Source organism: Micromonospora sp. NPDC051543 (assembly GCF_044454415.1).
Lineage (GTDB): Bacteria > Actinomycetota > Actinomycetes > Mycobacteriales > Micromonosporaceae > Micromonospora.
The window spans coordinates 355,557-375,059 of the sequence record NZ_JBITDT010000003.1 but is presented as its reverse complement, the minus strand read 5'-3'; the positions used below and the strand labels follow the sequence as shown (position 1 = coordinate 375,059).

Genomic DNA, 19,503 nt, shown 5'->3' with positions numbered 1-19,503 from the left:
GACGATGATCCGACGACTCACGGCCGCGCTGGCGGCGGTCCTGCTCACGGTCGCGCCGTTGGCCGCGCCACCCGCCTCCGCCGCCCCGCGTGCCGCTGCGGACCAGGTGCTCACCTGGACGGCCGACGACAACATCACCCGCTACAAGTCCGTCCCCACCACCGCGGTGGCCGGCGCGACGACGATCATCTGGGAGAACAGCGCGGCCACCGGCAACACCACCGGAATGCCGCACACGCTGACCTTCGACACGTCCACGGAGGGCTACAACCACGACGTCACCCTCAACATCCTGGCCAGTCCGTTCGACGCCAACAACGGCCGCCACGAGGCGACCGTCACGCTGACGCCGGGCCGCTACCGCTACTTCTGCTCGATTCCCGGCCACAGCCAGATGGTTGGCGAGCTGGTGGTCACCGACGGCGGGGGAGGGGGCGACACCACGCCACCGACCGTCACCGCCGCCGTGTCCGGTGACCGCGACGGCGACGGCAACTACGTGGGCGCGGCGACGGTGACCGTCACGGCCACCGACGCGGGTTCCGGTGTGGACACCGTCGAATATCAGGTCGACGACACCAGCTTCCAGCCGTACACCGAGCCGGTGCGGGTCAGCGCGGTCGGCGACCACTCGGTCCAGTTCCGCGCCACCGACGAGGCCGGTAACACCAGCGCGGTCGGCTCGGTGTCGTTCCGGGTCGTCGAGCCGAGCGAGGAGGACACCACCGCGCCGGTGGTCACGGCCGCGCTGACCGGCGACCGCGACGGCGACGGCAACTACATCGGTACGGCCACCGCCACGCTGACCGCCACCGACGCCGGGTCGGGGGTCGCCACCATCGAGTACGCCCTCGACGGGGCCGCCTTCACGGCGTACACGAGTCCTGTCGTGGTGACCGCCACCGGGATGCACATGCTGCACTACCGGGCCACCGACGTCGCCGGTAACACCTCGGCCGAGCAGATGGCCCACTTCACCGTCGTCGCGCCGCCGGCCGAGGACACCACCCCACCGACCGTGACGGCCACGGTGGCCGGTGACCGCAACGGCGATGGCGCGTACGTCGGCGGCGCGACCGTGACCGTCACGGCCACCGACGCCGATTCGGGCGTGGCGCGGACCGAGTACGCCCTCGACAGCGGAGCGTGGACCGCGTACACCGCGCCGGTCGTCGTCCGCACCGTCGGGGCGCACACCCTGCGCTACCGGGCGACGGACACCGCCGGCAACACCGCTCCCGAGCAGTCGGCGACGTTCACCGTCGTGGCCGACGGCACCGACGCCTGCCCCGCCTCCGACACGCGGGACACGGTGGTCATCGACGGCGTCGACACGGCAGTGGCGAACGTCGACACCGGGAACGGCTGCACCATCAACGATCTGATCGACGAACACGCCGACTATCCCGGCCACGCCGACTTCGTCCGGCACGTCGAGGCGGTCACCACCACGCTGGTGAACGCCGGAACGCTCAGCAAGCGCCAGCAGGGCGCCATCGTCCGGGCCGCGGCCCGATCGGACGTCGGCGCATGAGCCCCCGCATCTCATTCAGAGGGAGAACCACGATGCCCGGACGTACCGTCGCCAAGCTGGCCACCGTGAGCGCCGTCATCGCCGCCTCGGTGCTGGCCGTGGCGCCCACCGCCCACGCCGACCTGGTCACCCACTGCATTGGCACCGGCGGTGCGGTGACCGTGCCCAACGACCTGCTCGTCCCGGCCGGTGAGTCCTGCGCGCTGACCGGCACCACGATCACCGGCAACGTCACCGTCGCCGCCGGCGCCAACCTGGTGGTCACCGGCGGCCGGGTCAGCGGAGAGGTGCGGGTCGCCGCCGACGGCTACCTCGACGCCACCGAGACGACCGTCGACGGCCAGGTCGTGCTGGCCGCCGGGGGCTACGGCGTCTTCCTGTCCGACGCCCGGACCGGCGCGTTGACCGTCCGGCCGAAGGGCTCGGCGACCATCGACAGCTTCCTGTTCGCCGAGGCGTCGACGATCGGCGGGAACGTCACCGTCGGCGCCGGTGAGGTACGGCTCGACGGGGGCACCCAGGTGACCCGCAACGTCAGCAGCACCGGCACGTACTACACCGACGTGCACGACTCGTTCGTCGACGGCACCCTCTCGGTGCTCAACAGCGCCACCGGCAGTGTCGTGTGCGGCAGCGCCGTCCGGGGCAAGGCCACCTTCGCCGGCAACCTCGGCGGCGTCCAGCTCGGCCCGAACGGAACCCTGGACAGTTGCGCCTCGGGCGGCTACTGGGGCACGGACGTCAGCGTCACCAACACCACCGGTGGCGTCACCGTCGACGACAACATCATCAACGGCCAGTTGACCGTGACGGGCAACGACCCGGCCGCGCAGGTGGCGGCGAACAACCGCATCCGGGGCGGCGTGACGGGCGACCAGGCCGCGCCGACCGCCAACCGGGCGGCCCGGATGACCGCCCCGGATCGGGCGGACGCGGGCGACGAGCGGGCCGAGGTTCGTCGTACGTCGGCGGTCCAGGAGGCCACCGAGGCGGGAGCGGCGAAGCTCTGACGTACCGCTCACGATGGCGGCCGGTCACCTTCCGGGGTGACCGGCCGCCATCGTCGTATCGGGACGGATCGTAGCCGCGGGTGGGGGCCGGAGCGCCCAGAACTCGCCAGCGAGGGGGTTATGAGGGACTTGGCCGCTCGGTAGCGTTGAGGCAACGTCGGCCCTGGATACGGCCGGTGTTGTCGCGCTACGAGGAGGTTCGGGATGGATCTCGCGCCGGAACTGACTTTCGGGCAGCAGTTGAAGGCTTACCGCGAGCGGTCCGGCAAAACCCGCGCGGTGCTCGGTGGGTTGGTCGGTCGCAGTGCCGAGTGGGTCAAGGCGGTGGAGACCGACCGGATCCTGCCGCCCCGTATTCACATGCTGGACCGGATCGCGCGTGCTCTGAAAGTCGAAGTGTCCGTCCTTGCCGGCGAGTTGGGGGCGCGGTCTGCTGCTGTCAATGGGCCGGAGCACCCCGCGCTGGCGTCGGTGCGGGACGCGGTGAACCGCTTCGAGGCTTTCGACGAGATCCCGCCGGAGTCGTTGACGAGACTGAGGGACCGGCTCGCGATGGCCTGGCGTGCGCGTCATCAGGCGTCGGATCACCGTACGGTGTTGGGCGGATTGTTGCCGGGGTTGCTACGTGACGTGCAGCGTGCTGCATTGGCGTACGAGGGTGACGAGCGTCGGCAGGCTCAGTCACTGTTGGCGGAGACGTTCGGGCTGGCGCAGATGTTCCTCGCCTATCAGCCCGCCGCCGAGTTGTTGTGGCGGGTCGCCGACCGGGCGATGGTGGCGGGGCAGGAGTCTGGCGACCCGGAGGCGGTGGCGTGCGCGGGGTGGTTCCTGTGCCAGGTGCATCGGGATGCCGGTGACTGGGACACCGCGATGGCGGTGACCGTGAACCTCCTGTCGGCGCTGGAATCCCGTGCGGCCGAGGGGAACACGAACTTGTTGGCGCTCTGGGGTGCGTTGAACTTCGAGGCTGCCTACACCGCCGCCCGTGCTGGTGAGGAAGGTAGGGCCTGGCGGTACTGGGATCGCGCGGATCGGGTGGCGCAGCGCCTGCCAACGGGTTTCTATCAGCCGCAGACATCGTTCTCGAAGGTCATCATGGGCGCTCATGCGGTGACCGTAGCGGTGGAATTGCAGAAGTCCGGTGAGGCGGTGAGACAGGCGCGCCGTCATGACTCCGCGGCGATCCCGTCGAGGCCGCGCCGGGCACGCCATATCATCGAGGTCGCGCGGGCGCATCACGGCAAGAACGACAAGGAAGCGGCCGTGTCGACCCTCCGGCAGGCGTACGAGTCGGCACCGGAGACCATCCGCTTCAACGGGTACGCCCGCCAGATCACCATGGACCTGCTCGACGGGCCGCGTTCCACTCGTGAGGACGCCCGTGAACTCGCCGTCAAGGTCGGGCTTATCTCGTAATCCAGAGGTAGGAACTCTACCCATTCCGTTCCGCGACCCACCGTAGCTTCTTGCTCACGGGATGCGGCGGGCGGTGCGGGTATCGCCTGGTCGCCGCGTCCCTCAGCTTCGAGGCCAGGGAGCCCTCCTCGTGCTCGAACGAGGGAGAGGTCGGTGCGGCGCGTTTCTTATGAGGAGTACCTGTCGGCCACCGCGCTGACGCTCGCCCGCAGGCATCGACCGGTCTGGTCGTGGCGGCTCTGGCGACACGTCTGCCGCTGCGGAGCAGACCTGCCCTGCCGTGCCCGGCACCGGATCCCGATCAGTCGTGGCCATTGGCCCCAGGAGGGTGAGCAGTGAGCAGTGGGCGGCGAGAGGCGAACGTCACGGTTCACATCCGGGGCTCGTACGACAGGTGTAACGGCTGCCGGACGTCGTGGACGCGGCTCACGTCGTACCCCTGCTGGCAGGGCGGATGGGCGACCAGGCGGCAGACGCCGGCGATGATTGCCTGCCTCCTGGCTGGTGCACGGTGACCGCCCACGGCCCGGTCATGCCGATCTGGAGCTGCGGTGGCTGCGGCCTGCCCTGGCCCTGCGTGACCCGCAAGCGCGAGTTGCGCGCGGAGTATGGGGACGCTCCGGTGTCGTTGGCCCTCTACCTCGGGTCCTATCTCGTACAGGCGACCGAGGACATGCACTGGACACCGGCCGGTGTGCTGCACCGCCGATTCCTCGGATGGACCAGGGATACCGAGCTGCCAAAGCCGTCAGTACCGCAACCGAGCCATCCCGCCTGAGCAAGCCCTAGTTGACCGGCACCCTGGCCGGGCCGTCTCGCCGCCGCCCAGCCCGCGCTTGCGTGCCAGCGTCGGCGGCATCCCGGATTGTGTCAGAGGTCGCTGGTCGGCGCCCGGTGCGGACGAGTCGGTGTCGGCTGGTCCGCCAGCTCTTGCGGGGGAGTGAGCCAGGCGAGTGGTTGTCCGGTGAGAGCGGCTTCGGCGAGGCGGAGGGCGCTGGCGGTCTTGAGCGCCGCTCGTGAGCTGTCGATCCAACGCTGCACGTTGCCGATGCCCTGGTGGCGGTACTCGACGGCTTGGACGAGGCATTCCAACTTGTCGGCGTCGCGGGCGACGATGGCTTCGAGTGTCTCGCCGGCTTCGTATTCGGCGACTGCGGCGGTGATGACGTCGGCGACGGCCGGTGGGCAGGCGGCGACCTGGTCGGCGGTGACGGCAGTGTTGGGTGCGGCGGTGAGGTAGCGCTTGGCGATGTGGGGGATGTCGGTGATCCGCGTCTCCTGGGTGTCGTGCAGGGTGCAGAGCATCGACACGCGGGCTGGGTCGGCGCCCTCCATGGCGGCGAGCATCATTCCGATGAGCGCGGTCCGGAACGAGTGTTCGGCGATGGACTCGGGTTGCTTGACGCCGACGAACCACCAACCGGTGCGGGCGGCGCGTTTGAGGACGCCGGCTTCGAAGATGAAGCTCATCGCTGCGGCGGCGTCGTGGTCGTCGGTCATCTGCCCGTCCCTGTGCCGGTGAGTCCGTCCGCCCGCAGGCGGTAGGCGATAGAGGTTAGTTCCTGTCGCGACTGTGCGGAGATCCGGTCACTGTCCAGGAGCGGGACGCTGCGGTCGAGGAGCGCCCGAGTTGCGGCGGGATTGTCAAGAGCGATTCCGCGTCGTGCCGTCAGCAGAGCCCAGATGTTGTGGATGTTGAGATCCACGAAGGGGTGCCCTGGTTCGAGGCGATGAACCAGGTGCCGAAGGAGGGTTGAGCCGTGCCAGTCCGCGAGCGGTTCGGGCATGAAGGAGTCGTCGCGGTGGCGGTACGGGATCTCGCCTACCCAGTAGGCCGAGTAGTTGAGGGCCGCTCGCTCGCAGGTGTCGTCGGGATGCGCCCGAGCGATGAAATCCCGCAACGGCTCCGGGTCTCCCTGCTTGGCGAGGGACGTGACGACGGAGCGGGCGTCCGGCCAAAGCGGTGACCAGGTGCGAAAGGCCGTCGCTTGGTGTGCTCGGGTGGTGGTCTGGGTGAGCCAGTCTGTTGCTGCCTTGGTGGGGTCCATGCCGGCGAGGAAGCAGGCTTGCCGGTGTAGCAGCACGTTGCGATGCCGGCCGGCGGCGGCCCGTTCGGCGAGCACGTGAAGATGAGCGAAGAACGCACGTTGCTCGTCGACGGGCAGGGCGGGCCCGGACGCTACTGGACCTCGGCGGGGATGGGCGAGAGGTAGTCCTCTGGTGATTGTCGGTGGCTGCCGGAGGACGGCCCAGAGGATCAGATCGGTCAAACGGTGGGTGAGTACGGACCAGCCCAGCGGCTGTTCGGCGATGTCGCAGCGGTCCACATGCTCGTTGAGGACTGCGGCGAGGATGAGATCCGCTTCGGCGGCATCGTCGAGCGCGGCGAGGAGGAGTGTGTTCGCGCCGAGCCGTCCGAGCCTGCCTCGGACGGTGATCGCCTGTCCGAGCGGTACTGCGGTGAATGGTCTTCGCCCGGATTCCCAGCTCTGCACGGTCACGCGATCGACCTCCAACTCGACGGCAAGCTGCTCCTGCGTGAGCGGGATGGATTCCCGGATCAGCTTCAACAGGTAGCCGGTTATCTCGCCGCGATGTGGCGCTGATCGTCCGCGACCCTGCATGCGTCATCCCTACATTGACCCGTGGTCGACGTTCCGCTGTGAAACGAATGCTGCGGAAGCCCATCTCGCCTGTTCAGTCGTACTGCGGGTGAGTCGAACCGCCGTCGTCGTGATCGTAGCGTCGCAGTTACCGAACGTTCCAGATCCGGTCCCGTGGTTCGGGGTCGGCCACGACGTGCTGCGCGGTGGAGGGAGCCAGCGATGCGGAACAGGACACCACCAGGGCGACGAGTCACCTACGACCAGTACCTGATCGCCGTCGCGATGACCCTGGCGCGGCGACACCGCCCGGCCTGGTCGTGGCCGAAGTGGGGGTGGATCTGTCGCTGTGGGGGCGACCTGCCCTGCCGTAGCCGACACCGAATCCCGATCGGTCGGGGCCACTGGCCCGCCGAGGAGGAGCAGTGAGCAACCAAGCGCTGCCGAGCATGACCATGCACGATCCGGTGCTGCCGATCTGGAGTTGCGGCGGCTGCGACGCGCCCTGGCCCTGCCGCACGCGGCAGCGCGAGCTACGTGCAGAGTTCGACGACGCTCCGCTCTCCCTGGCCTTCTACCTGGGTGCCCAACTGGTGCGGGCCTCCGAAGACCTGACCTGGGTGCCGGCGGGGACGCTGCACAGACGCTTTTTTGGCTGGCTTCGGTGAGTATCCTGCGATCCGGCGACGAGAAGTTCCACTACAGCGACGGCTCCCACAAGTGGGTGCCGCCAGATCCGGACTACGACCAAGAGATCTGGGACGAACAGGTCCGCCAACACAAGCATGGCCACCTGAGGAACGCGCACCCGAAGGTGCGGGTCCAGCGTCTCGTCTGATGCCAGGCCTCCGACTACACGAGGTCTCCGGTCTTCAAGTTCCTGCGGTTGCTGAGCGTCCGCCGGAGACCTCGCCGCATGTCGATCGCTGGCCCGCGACGAACCGCGGGCCAGCTCAGATCGACGACCGCTCTAGAAATTACCGGCGGAGTTGCACTTCACCTTCTGGTCTAGGCAGTTGCGGACCCTTGCCGCCAGCGCCTCGTCCTTCCAGGCGTTGAAGAAGTCCGCGTGCATCGAGAACGAGGTGCCGGACGCGAGGCTGATGCCGTCCGTGTTCGCGCTCAACGGGTATGAGATCACGAAGGAAACCGACGGGACGGGCACCGGGTGGCTCTTCGGGCAGGCTCCGGTGTGGTCGCCGTTGGCCATGTGTGCCTTGTGGTCGGGGCTGTCCAGGTGCTTGCCGTCCCAGCAGTCCGGGAAGGTGATCTGCCGGACGACGTGCGCGGTCTTGGCGCAGACCGGGAAGGTCTTGTCGGCGCTGCGGCCGACCTCGCCGCCGATGCCGGCGCACCAGAAGTGGTTGCCCTGCTTGTCCGGGGTGTCCACCTGGTTCTTGGCATTGCCGGTGATCATTCGCAGACCGAACGGGAAGGGCTGGGTCTTGCTCGGGTCCTTCAGGCGGGATCCGTAGTAGACGGTCACCTCGGTCGGGTCGACGACCTTGCCGTTCTGGTACATGGTCGGCACCCAGTAGGCCGACTGGTCGTCCGGCGAGTTGCAGGTGGTCGCCTTTGACGCCCGCAGCGACTCCGCGGTCGAGTTGGCGTCGGTCGACTTGTTGCCCCAGAAGGTGTGGTTGTGCGAGGCGCCGACCAGCTTGGGCAGGACGATCGGGTCGTCACCGTTGTGGTGGCTGACCGTGCAGCCGACGTTGAACTCGGCAACCTTCACCGGGTTGCCGGTCACCGGCTTCGGCTTGCGCGCGAAGAACGCCCTCGTCGCGGCGGCCTGCGCGGCGGCGTCGACGGTGATCCAGCCACCCGACGTGGTCGGCGGAGCGGCGCTCGTGGACGAGGTGCCCGGCTTGGCCGGCGCGGACGGGCTGGTCGGGGTGCCCGGGGCGCTCGGCGTGGTCGCCGCGTCGCCCGCCGGGGCGGTCGGCGTCGCGGGCCCGGACGAGCCGATGCCGGTGTCGCTGGACGGGCCGGACGCGCCGGGCGTGCCCGGAGCCTCCTTGCATCCGCCGGTGAACGCCAGGCCCACCACCAGCAGGGCGGTCAGGGCATGACGGTGTCGAGGGGTGGGTCGCAGATATGTCAACGGGGGTGCACCTTCCTTCCGAGAAGAAAGAGTACGAGTCGACCCCCTGCGGCTATCCGGCCGCGCCGATTAAATATGCCTTAAATATCGCTCCGGGATTGCCCTGTCAGCTCTGCGCGACGGTCTGTCCTGTCGATTGGATATCGATTTTCGAAAAGACGTAATCCGCGACTCCCTCGGCAGTCCATCCCCGCTGTCGCGCTGGTGCCGGCGATGTCGCCAGCATCCCACGGGGTCGTCCGCCCCGGTGCCCGTCGGCCGCGCGAGGATGTCGCGACAGACGCCGGGTTCCGGGTCGTGTCCGTATCGACGAGCGGGTCGGCTCTACCGTCAACGGCCGGCTGACCGCCACCGCCACCGTCGAGGCGGTCCAGGAGGCCACCGGTGCGCGAGCCGTTCAGCCGTTGGGCTCTGGTCAAGGAGCACACGGCGAGTGGCGCGTCTGCGGTTGAGTGCGCCCAACGGGATTCACACAAGCCGTTCAAAGGTGTGCGGGAAATCACCGTGTCGGTAGCGGAGGCGCACCGCTGCCCCCTATTCACTCGCGTGTCCCGCACCCCCGATGGTGCGGCAGTCGCCGGTAAGAGGAAATCAAGCGGTCGTACACCGGCCCCTCCTAGTCTTCGTAAGGTCGGTGGGTCGACCGTCACCGGAGCGCGACTGCCGTTAGATGGCGTCGCCACCGCGTTGTCACCATTAATTACGGAGTAGTTGAAACCCGCTATGCCCGCGACCAGGAAAACCAGAGCCGTGCCACGTCGCCCCGATCAGGCGTGGTCCCACGGTCTCGAGCCGTCCGGCTTCGACGATTTTGCAGCCGCGGAGTACGGGAAGTTGTTCGGGTCCTTCACGGTCGACGCCGACGGAACGGTCGCGGTGACGGAACTCGTCGGCCGGCTGCGCGCCGCCGGCATCTCGGAGACGGACCCGCGCCTGGCCGAGGTGCGGTCCGCCACCAGCGGCGACGGTCCGGGCCGCATCGACATATCCCGCTTCATCGCCTGGTGCAGGACGGGTGGCGGTGTCATCGAGAGGTCCCTTCGCGGAGACCTCGTCATTCCGGACTTCGCCGCCTTGCAGACGGAGATCTTCTCGATCTACGAGGGCCTCCGGGGTGTCGATGGGGGGCAAGTCGCCGATTACATCCCGCAGCTCGGCCGCGTCGATCCGGAAAATTTCGGGATCGCGTTGTGCACGACCGACGGCCAGCGCTTCGCCCTGGGGGACGCCGAGACCCCGTTCTGCGTCCAGTCGGTCTGCAAGCCGATCAACTATTGTCTCGCGCTGGAGCAGCACGGTGCCGAACAGGTCCACCGGCACGTGGGGCGGGAACCCAGCGGTCGCGGGTTCAACGAGCTGACATTGAACAACGAAGGCCTCCCGCACAACCCGATGATCAATTCCGGGGCGATCATGTGCTGCTCGCTGCTGCGCCCGAGATGGGAGATGGCCGACCGTTTCGACCACGTCGCCGAAACGTGGCGCAGCTTGGCCGGTGGCGGGACGGTCGGCTTCAACAATGCCGTCTATCTCTCGGAACGGCGTACGGCGGATCGGAACTTCGCTCTCGGTTACTTCATGCGTGAGCACCGGGCGTTTCCGGACGGCACCGACCTCACCGAGACATTGGAGTTCTACTTCCAGTGCTGTTCCATCGAGGTCGACGCGCGGTCGCTCTCGGTCGTTGCCGCCTCGCTCGCCAACGGCGGCGTCAACCCCCTCACCCGGGAGCGGATCTTCTCCGCTGACACCGCACGCAAGTGCCTGTCGCTGATGTCGTCGTGCGGGATGTACGACTATTCGGGCGAGTTCGCCTTCACGATCGGTCTGCCGGCGAAGAGCGGGGTCTCCGGCGGACTCATGATCGTGGTTCCCGGCGTGATGGGCGTCTGCGTCTGGTCGCCCCGCCTCGACGCGCTCGGCAACTCCGTCCGGGGAGTCGCGTTCTGCAAGGAGCTCATCAACCGGTTCAACTTCCACGTCTACGACTCGTTGGCCGCTGGGGAGGACTCCGGCAAACGCGATCCGCGACGTGGCAGGAACGAGGACGAGGTGGCGTCGACCACGCGGTTGCTGTGGGCCGCCAGTCATGGCGATCTGGAGTACGTCCGGCTCGCGCTGGCCGCGGGGAAGGATCCGAACTCCGCCGACTACGACCGGCGGACGGCGCTGCACCTGGCCTCCTCCGACGGAAACCTCGACGTGGTCCAGTACCTCCTGGACCGGGGAGCCGATCCAACTCTGCGGGACCGCTGGGGAGGCACCGCGCTCTCCGATGCCGAACGCGGAGCGCATGACAACGTTGTCGCGCTGCTCACGTCGACGCTGGGCGAAGGCCCGGCGTCAGCCACCCTCGTGCGAACCGACGCGCCGCTCGCGGCGGTCTGAACCGTCCGTTCCACCGATCACGATTTCGTGGGCCATCCGGCCCGATCACAGGAGAAGAGACCCATGGCGTACAAGGCTGAATACATCTGGATCGACGGCACCGCGCCGACCGCGAAGCTCCGGTCGAAGACGAAGATCATCGAGGACGGCGTCACGCCGGGCACCTGGGGCTTCGACGGCTCCAGCACCAACCAGGCCGAGGGCAGCAGCTCCGACCGCGTCCTCGAGCCGGTCGCCACCTACGCCGACCCCATCCGTGGCGGGGCGCACCTGCTGGTGCTCTGCGAGGTGTTCAACACCGACGGCACCCCGCACGAGTCCAACACGCGGGCGCTGCTGCGCCCGGTGGCCGAGCAGTTCGCCGGCCAGGAGTCGCTGTTCGGCATCGAGCAGGAGTACACGTTCTTCAAGGGCTCCCGCCCGCTGGGCTTCCCGGACGGCGGCTACCCGGCTCCGCAGGGTGGCTACTACTGCGGCGTCGGCGCGGACGAGATCTACGGCCGTGCCGTGGTCGAGAAGCACCTGGACAACTGCCTCGCGGCAGGCCTGTCCCTCTCCGGCATCAACGCCGAGGTCATGCCCGGCCAGTGGGAGTTCCAGGTCGGTCCGCTGTCCCCGCTGGAGGTCGCCGACCAGCTGTGGATCGCCCGCTGGCTCCTGCACCGCACGGCCGAGGACTTCGGCATCTCCGCGACCCTGGAGCCGAAGCCCGCGCGGGGTGACTGGAACGGCGCCGGCGCGCACACCAACTTCTCGACGCGCGCCATGCGCGAGAACTATTCGGCGATCATCGAGGCCTGCGAGGCCCTCGGCCGGGGCGACAAGCCCGCCGAGCACATCCGCAACTACGGCGCCGGCGTCGAGGCCCGCCTGACCGGCGCGCACGAGACGGCGCCCTGGAACGAGTACAGCTACGGCGTCTCCGACCGCGGTGCCTCCGTCCGCATCCCGTGGCAGGTGGAGATCGACAAGAAGGGCTACATCGAGGACCGCCGGCCCAACGCCAATGTCGACCCGTACACCGTCACCCGCCTCATCGTCGACACCTGCTGCAGCGCCCTGGAGGCCGCCGACCTCGTGTGAGGCACGCGGCCCACGCTCCGCCTACGACATTCACCACGCCGCAGTGCTGCGGCAGCTACCACGACATGGAGTGAATCTCGATGCCAGACGGCTTCGACGCGGGGGATACCGCATTCGTTCTGATCAGTGCCGCGTTGGTCATGCTGATGACCCCGGGCCTGGCGTTCTTCTACGGCGGCATGGTTCGCGTGAAGAGCGTTCTCAACATGCTGCTGATGAGTTTCATCAGCCTGGGCATCGTCAGCGTGCTCTGGGTGGCCTACGGATACTCGCTCGCCTTCGGCGACGACGTCGGTGGACGCGGACTCGTCGGCGACCTGAGCAACGTGGGCCTGAGCGGAATCTCGGACACCACGTTGACGGGCAGCATTCCGGTGCTCGCGTTCGCGGTCTTCCAGATGATGTTCGCCGTCATCACGCCGGCCCTGATCAGCGGGGCGATCGCCGACCGTGCCAAGTTCGGCGCGTGGATGCTGTTCGTCGCGCTCTGGGTGACCGTGGTGTATTTCCCGGTGGCCCACTGGGTGTGGCAGGCCGACGGTTGGATCTTCAAGCTCGGCGTGAAGGACTTCGCCGGAGGCACGGCGGTCCACATCAACGCCGGCATGGCCGCCCTCGGCGCACTCCTCGTCCTCGGCAACCGGGTCGGCTTCCGGCGTGAGTCGGTGCGGGCGCACAGCTTGCCGCTCGTGATGCTCGGCTCCGGCCTGCTGTGGTTCGGGTGGTTCGGGTTCAACGCCGGATCGGCCCTCGCCGCCAATGGCACCGCCAGCGTCGCCTTCATGAACACCCAGGTGGCGGCCGGTGCCGGCATGATCGGATGGCTCGTCTGGGAGCGCGTACGCAAGGGTGGCTTCACCTCCCTGGGCGCCGCGTCGGGCGCGGTCGCCGGCCTGGTGGCCATCACCCCCGCGTGCGCGGTCGTGAACACCTGGGGTGCGATCGCCATCGGTGTCATCGCCGGTGTCGTCTGCGCCTTGGCCGTCGGCCTCAAGGACCGCTTCGGCTACGACGACTCGCTGGACGTCGTGGCGGTTCACGCGGTCGGTGGTTTCGTCGGCACGCTGCTCATCGGAGTGTTCGACACCACCGACGGCCTCGTCGCCGGCGCCGGTGCCGGGCAACTCGGGAAGCAGGCGGTGGGCGCCTTCGCCGTCGCCGCGTATTCGGTGGCGCTGACCTGGCTACTCGTCAAGATCATTGATATGACGGTCGGCTTCCGGGTGCCGCGATCGGACGAGGTCGCCGGCATCGACCAGGTCCTGCACGCGGAGAGCGCCTACGACTTCGAGGTGAGCGAGGGGCGGGCCGACCCGGTCGGCTCGACCGGCGGCCGGGCGCAGGACAGGACCGCCCAGCATCCGATCATGGACGTCGTCAACGGCCCGTACACGCGCTGACCGACGGCGACGATCGCCGTGGTCCGGACCGGGAGGGGTGCGCCAACCCTCCCGGTCCGCTGGCGTACGGCCCGCGCGTCGACGGGAGCCGTCGCACTGGCAGCCGTGGCGTGGACGACGCTAGAATCTGACGCTGACGTCAGAGGTACGTGTTGTCGGCGTCATCACGTGAGGGGAGGGGCCGTGCGGATCGGAGAACTCGCCACCAGCACGGGAGTGTCGGTGCGCGCCCTGCGCTACTACGAGGAGCAGTCGCTGCTGATCCCCGAGCGCAGCGGCGGCGGCCAGCGCCAGTACGGCGATAAAGCGGTCGACCGCGTTCAGCTCATCCAGACGCTGTACGCCGCAGGTCTGTCCAGCCGGACGATCCTGGATCTGCTGCCCTGCGTCGACGCGCAGGTCAACACCCCGCAGTCCCGCGCCCTGCTGAACGCCGAACGGGACCGCGTCACCCACCAGATCGACCAGCTCGTCCAGGTCCGGGATCGCCTCGACGCGGTGATCAGCGCCAGCGAGGACCCGGCCAGCGGCTGCGGCTACGCCGACGAGACCCCGCGATAGTCGCCCGTGGGCCGGTGCTGTCGCACGGTCGCGGGCGGGGCGCCGGGGGTGAGGTCGGGGATGCCGTAGAGCTGGTCGAGGACCTGGATCGCGGCCCCGGCGGCGATCACGTCCGCGCCGAGGCTGGAGAGGGTCACGCTCGGGGCCAGCCAGTCCGCACGCCGCACGTCGGTACGGACGGCCTGCTCCACGGCGGCGCGGTAGACCTCGGCGTGGCGCAGCAGATCCGCGCCGGCGAGGACCACGTGGGCCAGGTCGAGGGTCTGGAGCAGGTTGACGACGCCGATCGCCAGGACCCGGGCGGCACGCGGGACGTCCCCCGCCTCGGCGGCACGGAGGTGGACGACCTCCAGGCAGCCGTGGCGTCCGCAGACGCAGACGGGCCCGTCCAGGTCGACGACCGTGTGGCCGAACTCGCCGGCATTGGTGTGCGCCCCCCGATGGGCCGCGCCGCCCAGCCAGAAACCGCCCCCGATGCCGGATTCGACCATGATGAGCGCCGCGTCGCCGAACGTCGCGCCGTGCCGCCACGCCTCGGCGGTGACACCGGCGGTCACGTCCTTGTCCAGGTGCACCGGCAGACGAAGGCGCGCCGCGGCCAGTTCGCGCAGCGGTACGTCGTGCCAGTGCCGTAGGCCGTGCGCGTCCCGAACGAGGCCGTTGGCGTGGTCCAGGGGGCCGATCATGCCGAGGCCTACGCCGGTCAGCCGGTCCCGTAGCGCGGGGTCCGCGGTGATCGTCCCGATGCCGACGCACAGGGCGTCGAGGAGCTGTTCCGGAGTGAAGTCCGCGGGCAGCGGTCTGACCGTCGAGTGGCGCACGGCGCCGGCCAGGTCGACCAGGACCAGTCGCAGCGTGCGCCGGGCGACGTGCGCGCCGATCGCGTACCGGCTGTCCGGGACCAGCTCGTAGACGACCGCGGGTTTGCCGATGCCCGGGCGGCGGACACCGGCGGGGCGGATCAGACCGTCGGCGCTCAGGCGCGCGATGACCTTGGAGACGGCCTGCGGGGTCAGGCCGGTGGCGGCGACGACCGTCGACCGTTCGAACGTCCGTGCCGTACGCCCCACGGCCAGCACCTGCGCCTGGTTGTAGCCGCGCAGGAACGTCACGTCCGCTGTGGTACGCGTCATCTCGCCACTCTATTACGCAACGCTGTTGCTAAATTCGCTCGGTGAACGCACTGAGCAGAGGTCAACGGCTCGCGGCGCTCGCCGCCCTGGCACTGGGCGGCGTGGCGGTCGGTCTGACGGAGTTCGTGGCCATGGGCCTGCTCCCCGAGATGGCTCGCGACCTGCTCGCCCAGGACTACGCCCGATCCTCGTCGGACGCCGTCGCCCGGGCCGGTTGGATGATCACGGCGTACGCGCTGGGCGTCGTCGTGGGCGCTCCCCTGATCGCCGCGCTCAGCGCCCGCCTGCCCCGCCGCAAGCTCGTCCTCGGACTGCTCGTCCTCTTCGCCGCCGGCACGATCGCCTCGGCGACCGCCCCGAACTTCGAGCTGGTGCTGGTCGCTCGGTTCGTCGCCGCGCTGCCGCACGGCGCGTACTTCGGCGCGGCCGGCCTGCTCGCCGCGACCCTGATGGGGCCCGGCAACGAGGCCCGGGGCTTCGCCACCGTGCTCGGAGGCCTGACCGTGAGCAACGTGGTGGGCGTACCGCTGATCACCCGGCTCGGACAGGAGGCCGGCTGGCGTACGGCGTACCTGGTCATCGCCGGGGTCTTCCTGCTCACGCTGCTGGCCGTGCTGGCGGTCGTGCCGGAGGTCGCCGCGGCGGCGGACGGCTCGCCGGCCGCCGAGCTGCGGGCCCTGCGGACCTCGCAGGTCTGGCTGGTCGCGGCTACCGGGGCGATCGGCTTCGCCGGGTTCTTCGCGGTCGACTCGTACATCGCGCCGGTCACCACCGACGTCGCCGGCCTCTCCGCCGCGACGGTGCCGTGGGTGCTGGTCGCGGTGGGTCTCGGCATGACCGTCGGCAACGCCCTGGGCGGCTGGCTCGCCGACCGGGACCTGCGTCGCAGCCAGATGATCGGCTTCGTGGCGATGATCGCCAGCATCGGCGTGTTCAGTCTCGTCGCGTCGCACCCGGTGGGTCTCTTCGTGGGCGCGTTCGGCGTCGGCGCGACGAGTCTCTACCTCGGTCCGGTCCTGCAGGCACGCCTCATCACGGTCGCCCCCGGCGCACAGTTGATGGGCGCGGCGCTGAACCAGTCCGCCATGAACATCGCGAACAGCCTGGGCGCGGCGCTGGGCAGCGTCGGCATCGCCGCCGGGCTCGGCTACCTCGCGCCGGCCCGGGTGGGCCTGGTCCTGGCGGTCGTCGGGCTGGGCCTGGGAATCGTCAGCTACGCGGGGCGTCGTCGGGACCGGGAGCCGGCCGCCGTGGCGGGCTGACCGCCGCCGGCGTCGGTCAGGTGACCGACGAGGCGAGGAGGTCGCCGACGGCCGCGCGGACCGGATCGGGATTCGCCCAGGACCAGTTCGGGTGGGCCCGGTTCGTGAGCAGGGCGAGCACCAGCTTGCGGCCCGGGTCGACCAGCAGCGAGGGACCGGCGAACCCGGTGTGGCCGAAGGTGCGACCCGAGGCGAGCCGGCCCATGAACCACTGCTGGTTGAGCACGACGCCGAGACCGTGGGCGGCCGTACGGTGCGGCCGCTCCGGGTCGACGGCCGGCTTTCCCGCGTTGTGGTTGGTCAGCATCCGGCGCACGGTGTCGGCGGCGAGGACCCGTCGGCCCTGGTAGGTGCCACCGTCGAGGAGCATCTGGCCGACGGCCGCGAGATCGCTGGCGCTGGCGAACACCCCCGCGTGACCGGCGACGCCCCCGAGGTTGTTGGCGACGTCGTCGTGCACGGTGCCACGGAGCAGGCCGCGCGACGAGCGAGCATCGGTGGCGACCATCCGGGCCGCCCTCTCGCTGGGCGACAGCCAGGTGGTGGGGGTGAAGCCGGTGTCGCGCAGGCCGAGTGGACCGGTGAGGTTCGCCTTGAGCGCCTGGTCGAGGCGTTTGCCGGTGAGCTTCTCGACGATCTTGCCGGCGACCATGAGGCCGACGCTGGAGTAGCGGAACGTGTCCCCGGGCACTGCGCCCGAGACCAGCGGGGTGGCCAGGACCGCGTTCCACCGGGCGGCGTTGTCCGGCAGACCGGTGACCTTGGCGCCGACCGGGAGGCCGCTGGTGTGGGTGAGCAGCATCTCGACGGTGACGCGATCCTTGCCCGTGCCGGTGAACCCCGGCAGGTAGTCGCGCACCGGCGCGCCCAGGTCGACGCGGCCCCTGTCGACCTGCTGCAGCAGCAGGATGGCGGTGTAGACCTTGGTGATCGAGGCGAGGTCGAAGATGGAGTCCGGGCGCATGGCGACCCGGCTCTTCGCCGCGAGCAGTTTCGGGCCGGCCGCGTAGCGCAGGGCCTCCCCGACCGCGGTGTGCACGGTCATCTTCCCGTTGACCAGCACGAGGGCGACCGCACCGGGAAAGCCGTGGTGCGTGACGGTCTGCGCCGAGGCGGGCAGGTGTCGCCGCAGCAACGCGGTCACGTCCGCGGCGTACCGGGCCTGGTTGCCCGGCGCGCCCGCGCCGGCCGTGGGGGAGGCGCTCGGCGTACCCGACGAAGGGGCCGTGGGCTTCCCAGCCGCGCCGAATCCCACCCTGTTCCCCGCCGCGTCGGTGGCCGTCACCGAGCCGCCCGGGTCGGCCCCACCCGCCGACTCACCGCCGCTGTCGCCGCAGCCGGTGAGAGCGGAGGTCGCAGCGGCCAGGCCAACCCCGAGCAGGGTACGACGGGCGACAGGCATGCCGGTGATGTTGACAGATCCGAATCGTGTGCGCCAAGCCCGATCAGCCGTACGCTCACCTCGTCCAGCGTTCTGGCCGGTTTCCGACACCCGTGCGGGCCGTACGGGCGACCGTCACCGCCTGTGCAACGATCGTCAGGCATCCTGTCGAACGGCCGGCGCCGCCGGTCTGTCCGCGCGGCAGACCCGGGGGAGGGTGCCCTGCCTCGTACTCCTTTGGAGAGCACCATGTCCCTCTCCCCGGTTCGGGTTTTCGCCGCGTTGAACGCCGTGCGACCTCCCGAGCAGCCAACCCCGGTCCTGGGCAAGGCGGTGGTGGTCGGCGGCAGTGTCGCCGGCCTGCTGGCCGCCCGGGTCCTGTCCGACCACGCCGAGAGCGTGATCCTCATCGACCGGGACGACCCGCAGGTCAGCGGCGCACGGCCCGGCGTGCCCCAGGGCACCCAACTGCACGCGCTGCTGCCCGGCGGTCTTCTGCAACTGGAGCAGTTGTTCCCCGGTTTCCGCCAGCAGGCGCTGGCCCACGGCGCGGTCGAGGCGCCACCCACCACCCGACGCAGCTACCTCGACGGTCGACGCAAGGTGGTCGTACCCGACGACGACGACAGCCTCGCCGGCAGTCGACCGCTGCTGGAAGGGCTGATCCGCCAGCAGGTGCTCCGACTCCCCAACGTCAAGACCCTCACCGCCCGCGCCACCGGGCTCGTGATCGAGGGCGACGCGGTCACCGGTGTGCGCTGCGAGGTCAACGGGGTGGCCGGCGTCGAGGGCGGCGACCTGGTGGTGGACGCCATGGGCCGGTCCAGCCGGCTCTCCGACTGGCTGGAACAGGCCGGTTGGGAGCGGCCCGCCACCCGCCGGATGCCGGTGCACCTCAACTACGCCACCGCGCTGTTCCGACGCCCGGAACAGACCCCTCAGACGCGCGTCGTCATGGCCCTGCACACCCCAGGGACCATGACGGACGTCGCCGGCGCCGCCTTCTTCGCCATCGAGGACGGCCGGTGGATGGCCATGATGGCCGGCTACGGCGACGACCGGCCGGGACGCACCGCGCAGGACTTCGTCCGACGGTTGCGCGAGCAGTTCCCGCCCGAGTTCGGCGAGGTCGCCGACCAGGAGATGATCGGTGACGTGCAGACCTACCACCACGCCGACAGTCGGCGTCGGGACTTCCACGCGCTGCGGCGCTTCCCGGCCCGGCTCGTCAGCGTGGGCGACGCCGTCGCGTCGTTCAACCCGGTGTACGGGCAGGGGATGACGGCCGCGGCCCTGCACGCGGCCTGCCTGTCGGCGTACCTGCGCCCCGGCCCGGACCTGAGCGTGCCGGCCCGCCACTTCCTCGACCTGCAGAAGGTCGTGGTCGACGCCGCGTGGTCGACGTCGACATCCGCCGACCTGGCGCTGCCGCACGTCAGTGGCCCCTACCCGCGCGGCTACCGGGTCTCCAGCTGGGTGAGCCGGCAGATCCTCACGGCGACCGTGACGGACGTGGCGATCGCGCGCCGGTTCAACGAGGTCGTCTCCATGCGCGAGCACCCGCTGTCACTGGCCACCCCGGGCGTGATCCTGGGCGCCGTGCGCGCCAACCGTCGGGCGCGCTGACG

17 protein-coding genes are annotated in these 19,503 nt (G+C 69.8%); 12 read left to right on the top strand and 5 right to left on the bottom strand.

Translation table 11 applies throughout. The annotated features are described in order from the left end of the window. The first annotated feature begins 4 nt into the window (after positions 1-4). From ACIA3K_RS07430 to ACIA3K_RS07415, 4 genes are all read left to right on the top strand, one after another. Positions 5-1,534 carry an OmpL47-type beta-barrel domain-containing protein gene (locus tag ACIA3K_RS07430; protein WP_396799687.1) on the top strand — a complete coding sequence of 510 codons (1,530 nt, stop codon included), beginning with the start codon at positions 5-7 and terminating at the stop codon, positions 1,532-1,534. Positions 1,535-1,566: 32 nt separating this feature from the next. Beyond that, positions 1,567-2,544, top strand: coding sequence for a hypothetical protein (locus ACIA3K_RS07425; protein ID WP_396799686.1), 978 nt, complete (start codon positions 1,567-1,569; stop codon positions 2,542-2,544). Between the two features lie 204 nt (positions 2,545-2,748). Continuing rightward, positions 2,749-3,960, top strand: coding sequence for a helix-turn-helix domain-containing protein (locus ACIA3K_RS07420; RefSeq protein WP_396799685.1), 1,212 nt, complete (start codon positions 2,749-2,751; stop codon positions 3,958-3,960). A gap of 511 nt (positions 3,961-4,471) precedes the next feature. Then, positions 4,472-4,738, top strand: coding sequence for a hypothetical protein (locus ACIA3K_RS07415; RefSeq protein WP_396799684.1), 267 nt, complete (start codon positions 4,472-4,474; stop codon positions 4,736-4,738). Between the two features lie 92 nt (positions 4,739-4,830). On the opposite strand, the gene ACIA3K_RS07410 is transcribed toward ACIA3K_RS07415, so the two are convergent. Beyond that, a complete protein-coding gene (locus ACIA3K_RS07410; RefSeq protein WP_396799683.1) occupies positions 4,831-5,460 on the bottom strand; it encodes an HD family hydrolase in 630 nt (209 codons plus the stop codon). Continuing rightward, positions 5,457-6,584, bottom strand: a complete 1,128-nt coding sequence (locus ACIA3K_RS07405; protein WP_396799682.1) for a helix-turn-helix transcriptional regulator — start codon at positions 6,582-6,584, stop codon at positions 5,457-5,459. Before ACIA3K_RS07405 ends, ACIA3K_RS07410 begins: the two co-directional genes overlap by 4 nt. 428 nt (positions 6,585-7,012) lie before the next feature. Here ACIA3K_RS07405 and ACIA3K_RS07400 point away from each other — a divergent pair, with 428 nt between their 5' ends. Together ACIA3K_RS07400 and ACIA3K_RS07395 are read left to right on the top strand one after the other, a co-directional pair. Continuing rightward, entirely contained in the window at positions 7,013-7,231 is a 219-nt protein-coding gene (locus ACIA3K_RS07400; protein WP_396799783.1) for a hypothetical protein, read from the top strand. Then, positions 7,228-7,401, top strand: coding sequence for a hypothetical protein (locus tag ACIA3K_RS07395; protein WP_396799681.1), 174 nt, complete (start codon positions 7,228-7,230; stop codon positions 7,399-7,401). Before ACIA3K_RS07400 ends, ACIA3K_RS07395 begins: the two co-directional genes overlap by 4 nt. 132 nt (positions 7,402-7,533) lie before the next feature. Here ACIA3K_RS07395 and ACIA3K_RS07390 read toward each other — a convergent pair whose 3' ends face one another. Next, entirely contained in the window at positions 7,534-8,667 is a 1,134-nt protein-coding gene (locus tag ACIA3K_RS07390; RefSeq protein WP_396799680.1) for a DUF1996 domain-containing protein, read from the bottom strand. 834 nt (positions 8,668-9,501) lie between these two features. Here ACIA3K_RS07390 and glsA point away from each other — a divergent pair. The 4 genes from glsA (at position 9,502) to ACIA3K_RS07370 (ending at position 14,099) form a co-directional block, all read left to right on the top strand. Next, positions 9,502-11,055 (top strand): glutaminase A, encoded by a 1,554-nt coding sequence (gene glsA / locus ACIA3K_RS07385; protein WP_396799679.1) that lies wholly within the window; start codon positions 9,502-9,504, stop codon positions 11,053-11,055. Between the two features lie 63 nt (positions 11,056-11,118). Then, positions 11,119-12,138 (top strand): glutamine synthetase, encoded by a 1,020-nt coding sequence (glnII, locus tag ACIA3K_RS07380; RefSeq protein ID WP_396799678.1) that lies wholly within the window; start codon positions 11,119-11,121, stop codon positions 12,136-12,138. Between the two features lie 80 nt (positions 12,139-12,218). After that, entirely contained in the window at positions 12,219-13,538 is a 1,320-nt protein-coding gene (locus ACIA3K_RS07375) for an ammonium transporter (RefSeq protein WP_396799677.1), read from the top strand. Positions 13,539-13,721: 183 nt separating this feature from the next. Continuing rightward, complete coding sequence (locus ACIA3K_RS07370; protein ID WP_396799676.1) at positions 13,722-14,099, top strand: MerR family transcriptional regulator; 378 nt, start codon at positions 13,722-13,724, stop codon at positions 14,097-14,099. Here ACIA3K_RS07370 and ACIA3K_RS07365 read toward each other — a convergent pair. Beyond that, the gene (locus tag ACIA3K_RS07365; protein ID WP_396799675.1) at positions 14,075-15,232 is read right to left on the bottom strand and encodes an ROK family protein; all 1,158 of its coding nucleotides are present in this window, start codon (positions 15,230-15,232) and stop codon (positions 14,075-14,077) included. The genes ACIA3K_RS07370 and ACIA3K_RS07365 overlap by 25 nt on opposite strands. Positions 15,233-15,273: 41 nt before the next feature. Between ACIA3K_RS07365 and ACIA3K_RS07360 the strand changes: the two genes are divergently transcribed. After that, entirely contained in the window at positions 15,274-16,494 is a 1,221-nt protein-coding gene (locus ACIA3K_RS07360) for an MFS transporter (protein ID WP_396799674.1), read from the top strand. A 16-nt stretch (positions 16,495-16,510) separates the two neighbouring features. Here ACIA3K_RS07360 and ACIA3K_RS07355 read toward each other — a convergent pair whose 3' ends face one another. Further along, positions 16,511-17,896, bottom strand: coding sequence for a serine hydrolase domain-containing protein (locus ACIA3K_RS07355; protein ID WP_396799673.1), 1,386 nt, complete (start codon positions 17,894-17,896; stop codon positions 16,511-16,513). 228 nt (positions 17,897-18,124) lie between these two features. On the opposite strand from ACIA3K_RS07355, the gene ACIA3K_RS07350 reads away from it, so the two are divergent. Then, the gene (locus ACIA3K_RS07350; protein ID WP_396799672.1) at positions 18,125-19,501 is read left to right on the top strand and encodes an FAD-dependent oxidoreductase; all 1,377 of its coding nucleotides are present in this window, start codon (positions 18,125-18,127) and stop codon (positions 19,499-19,501) included. Positions 19,502-19,503: the final 2 nt, after the last annotated feature.

What these genes read in the sequence shown, in the direction of transcription:
- ACIA3K_RS07355 (WP_396799673.1), bottom strand. Translation starts at nt 17,896, where the DNA reads ATGCCTGTCGCCCGTCGTACCCTGCTCGGGGTTGGCCTGGCCGCTGCG.
- ACIA3K_RS07375 (WP_396799677.1), top strand. Translation starts at nt 12,219, where the DNA reads ATGCCAGACGGCTTCGACGCGGGGGATACCGCATTCGTTCTGATCAGT.
- ACIA3K_RS07365 (WP_396799675.1), bottom strand. Translation starts at nt 15,232, where the DNA reads ATGACGCGTACCACAGCGGACGTGACGTTCCTGCGCGGCTACAACCAG.
- ACIA3K_RS07430 (WP_396799687.1), top strand. Translation starts at nt 5, where the DNA reads ATGATCCGACGACTCACGGCCGCGCTGGCGGCGGTCCTGCTCACGGTC.
- ACIA3K_RS07410 (WP_396799683.1), bottom strand. Translation starts at nt 5,460, where the DNA reads ATGACCGACGACCACGACGCCGCCGCAGCGATGAGCTTCATCTTCGAA.
- ACIA3K_RS07420 (WP_396799685.1), top strand. Translation starts at nt 2,749, where the DNA reads ATGGATCTCGCGCCGGAACTGACTTTCGGGCAGCAGTTGAAGGCTTAC.
- ACIA3K_RS07400 (WP_396799783.1), top strand. Translation starts at nt 7,013, where the DNA reads ATGACCATGCACGATCCGGTGCTGCCGATCTGGAGTTGCGGCGGCTGC.
- ACIA3K_RS07350 (WP_396799672.1), top strand. Translation starts at nt 18,125, where the DNA reads ATGTCCCTCTCCCCGGTTCGGGTTTTCGCCGCGTTGAACGCCGTGCGA.
- glnII (WP_396799678.1), top strand. Translation starts at nt 11,119, where the DNA reads ATGGCGTACAAGGCTGAATACATCTGGATCGACGGCACCGCGCCGACC.
- ACIA3K_RS07405 (WP_396799682.1), bottom strand. Translation starts at nt 6,584, where the DNA reads ATGCAGGGTCGCGGACGATCAGCGCCACATCGCGGCGAGATAACCGGC.
- ACIA3K_RS07425 (WP_396799686.1), top strand. Translation starts at nt 1,567, where the DNA reads ATGCCCGGACGTACCGTCGCCAAGCTGGCCACCGTGAGCGCCGTCATC.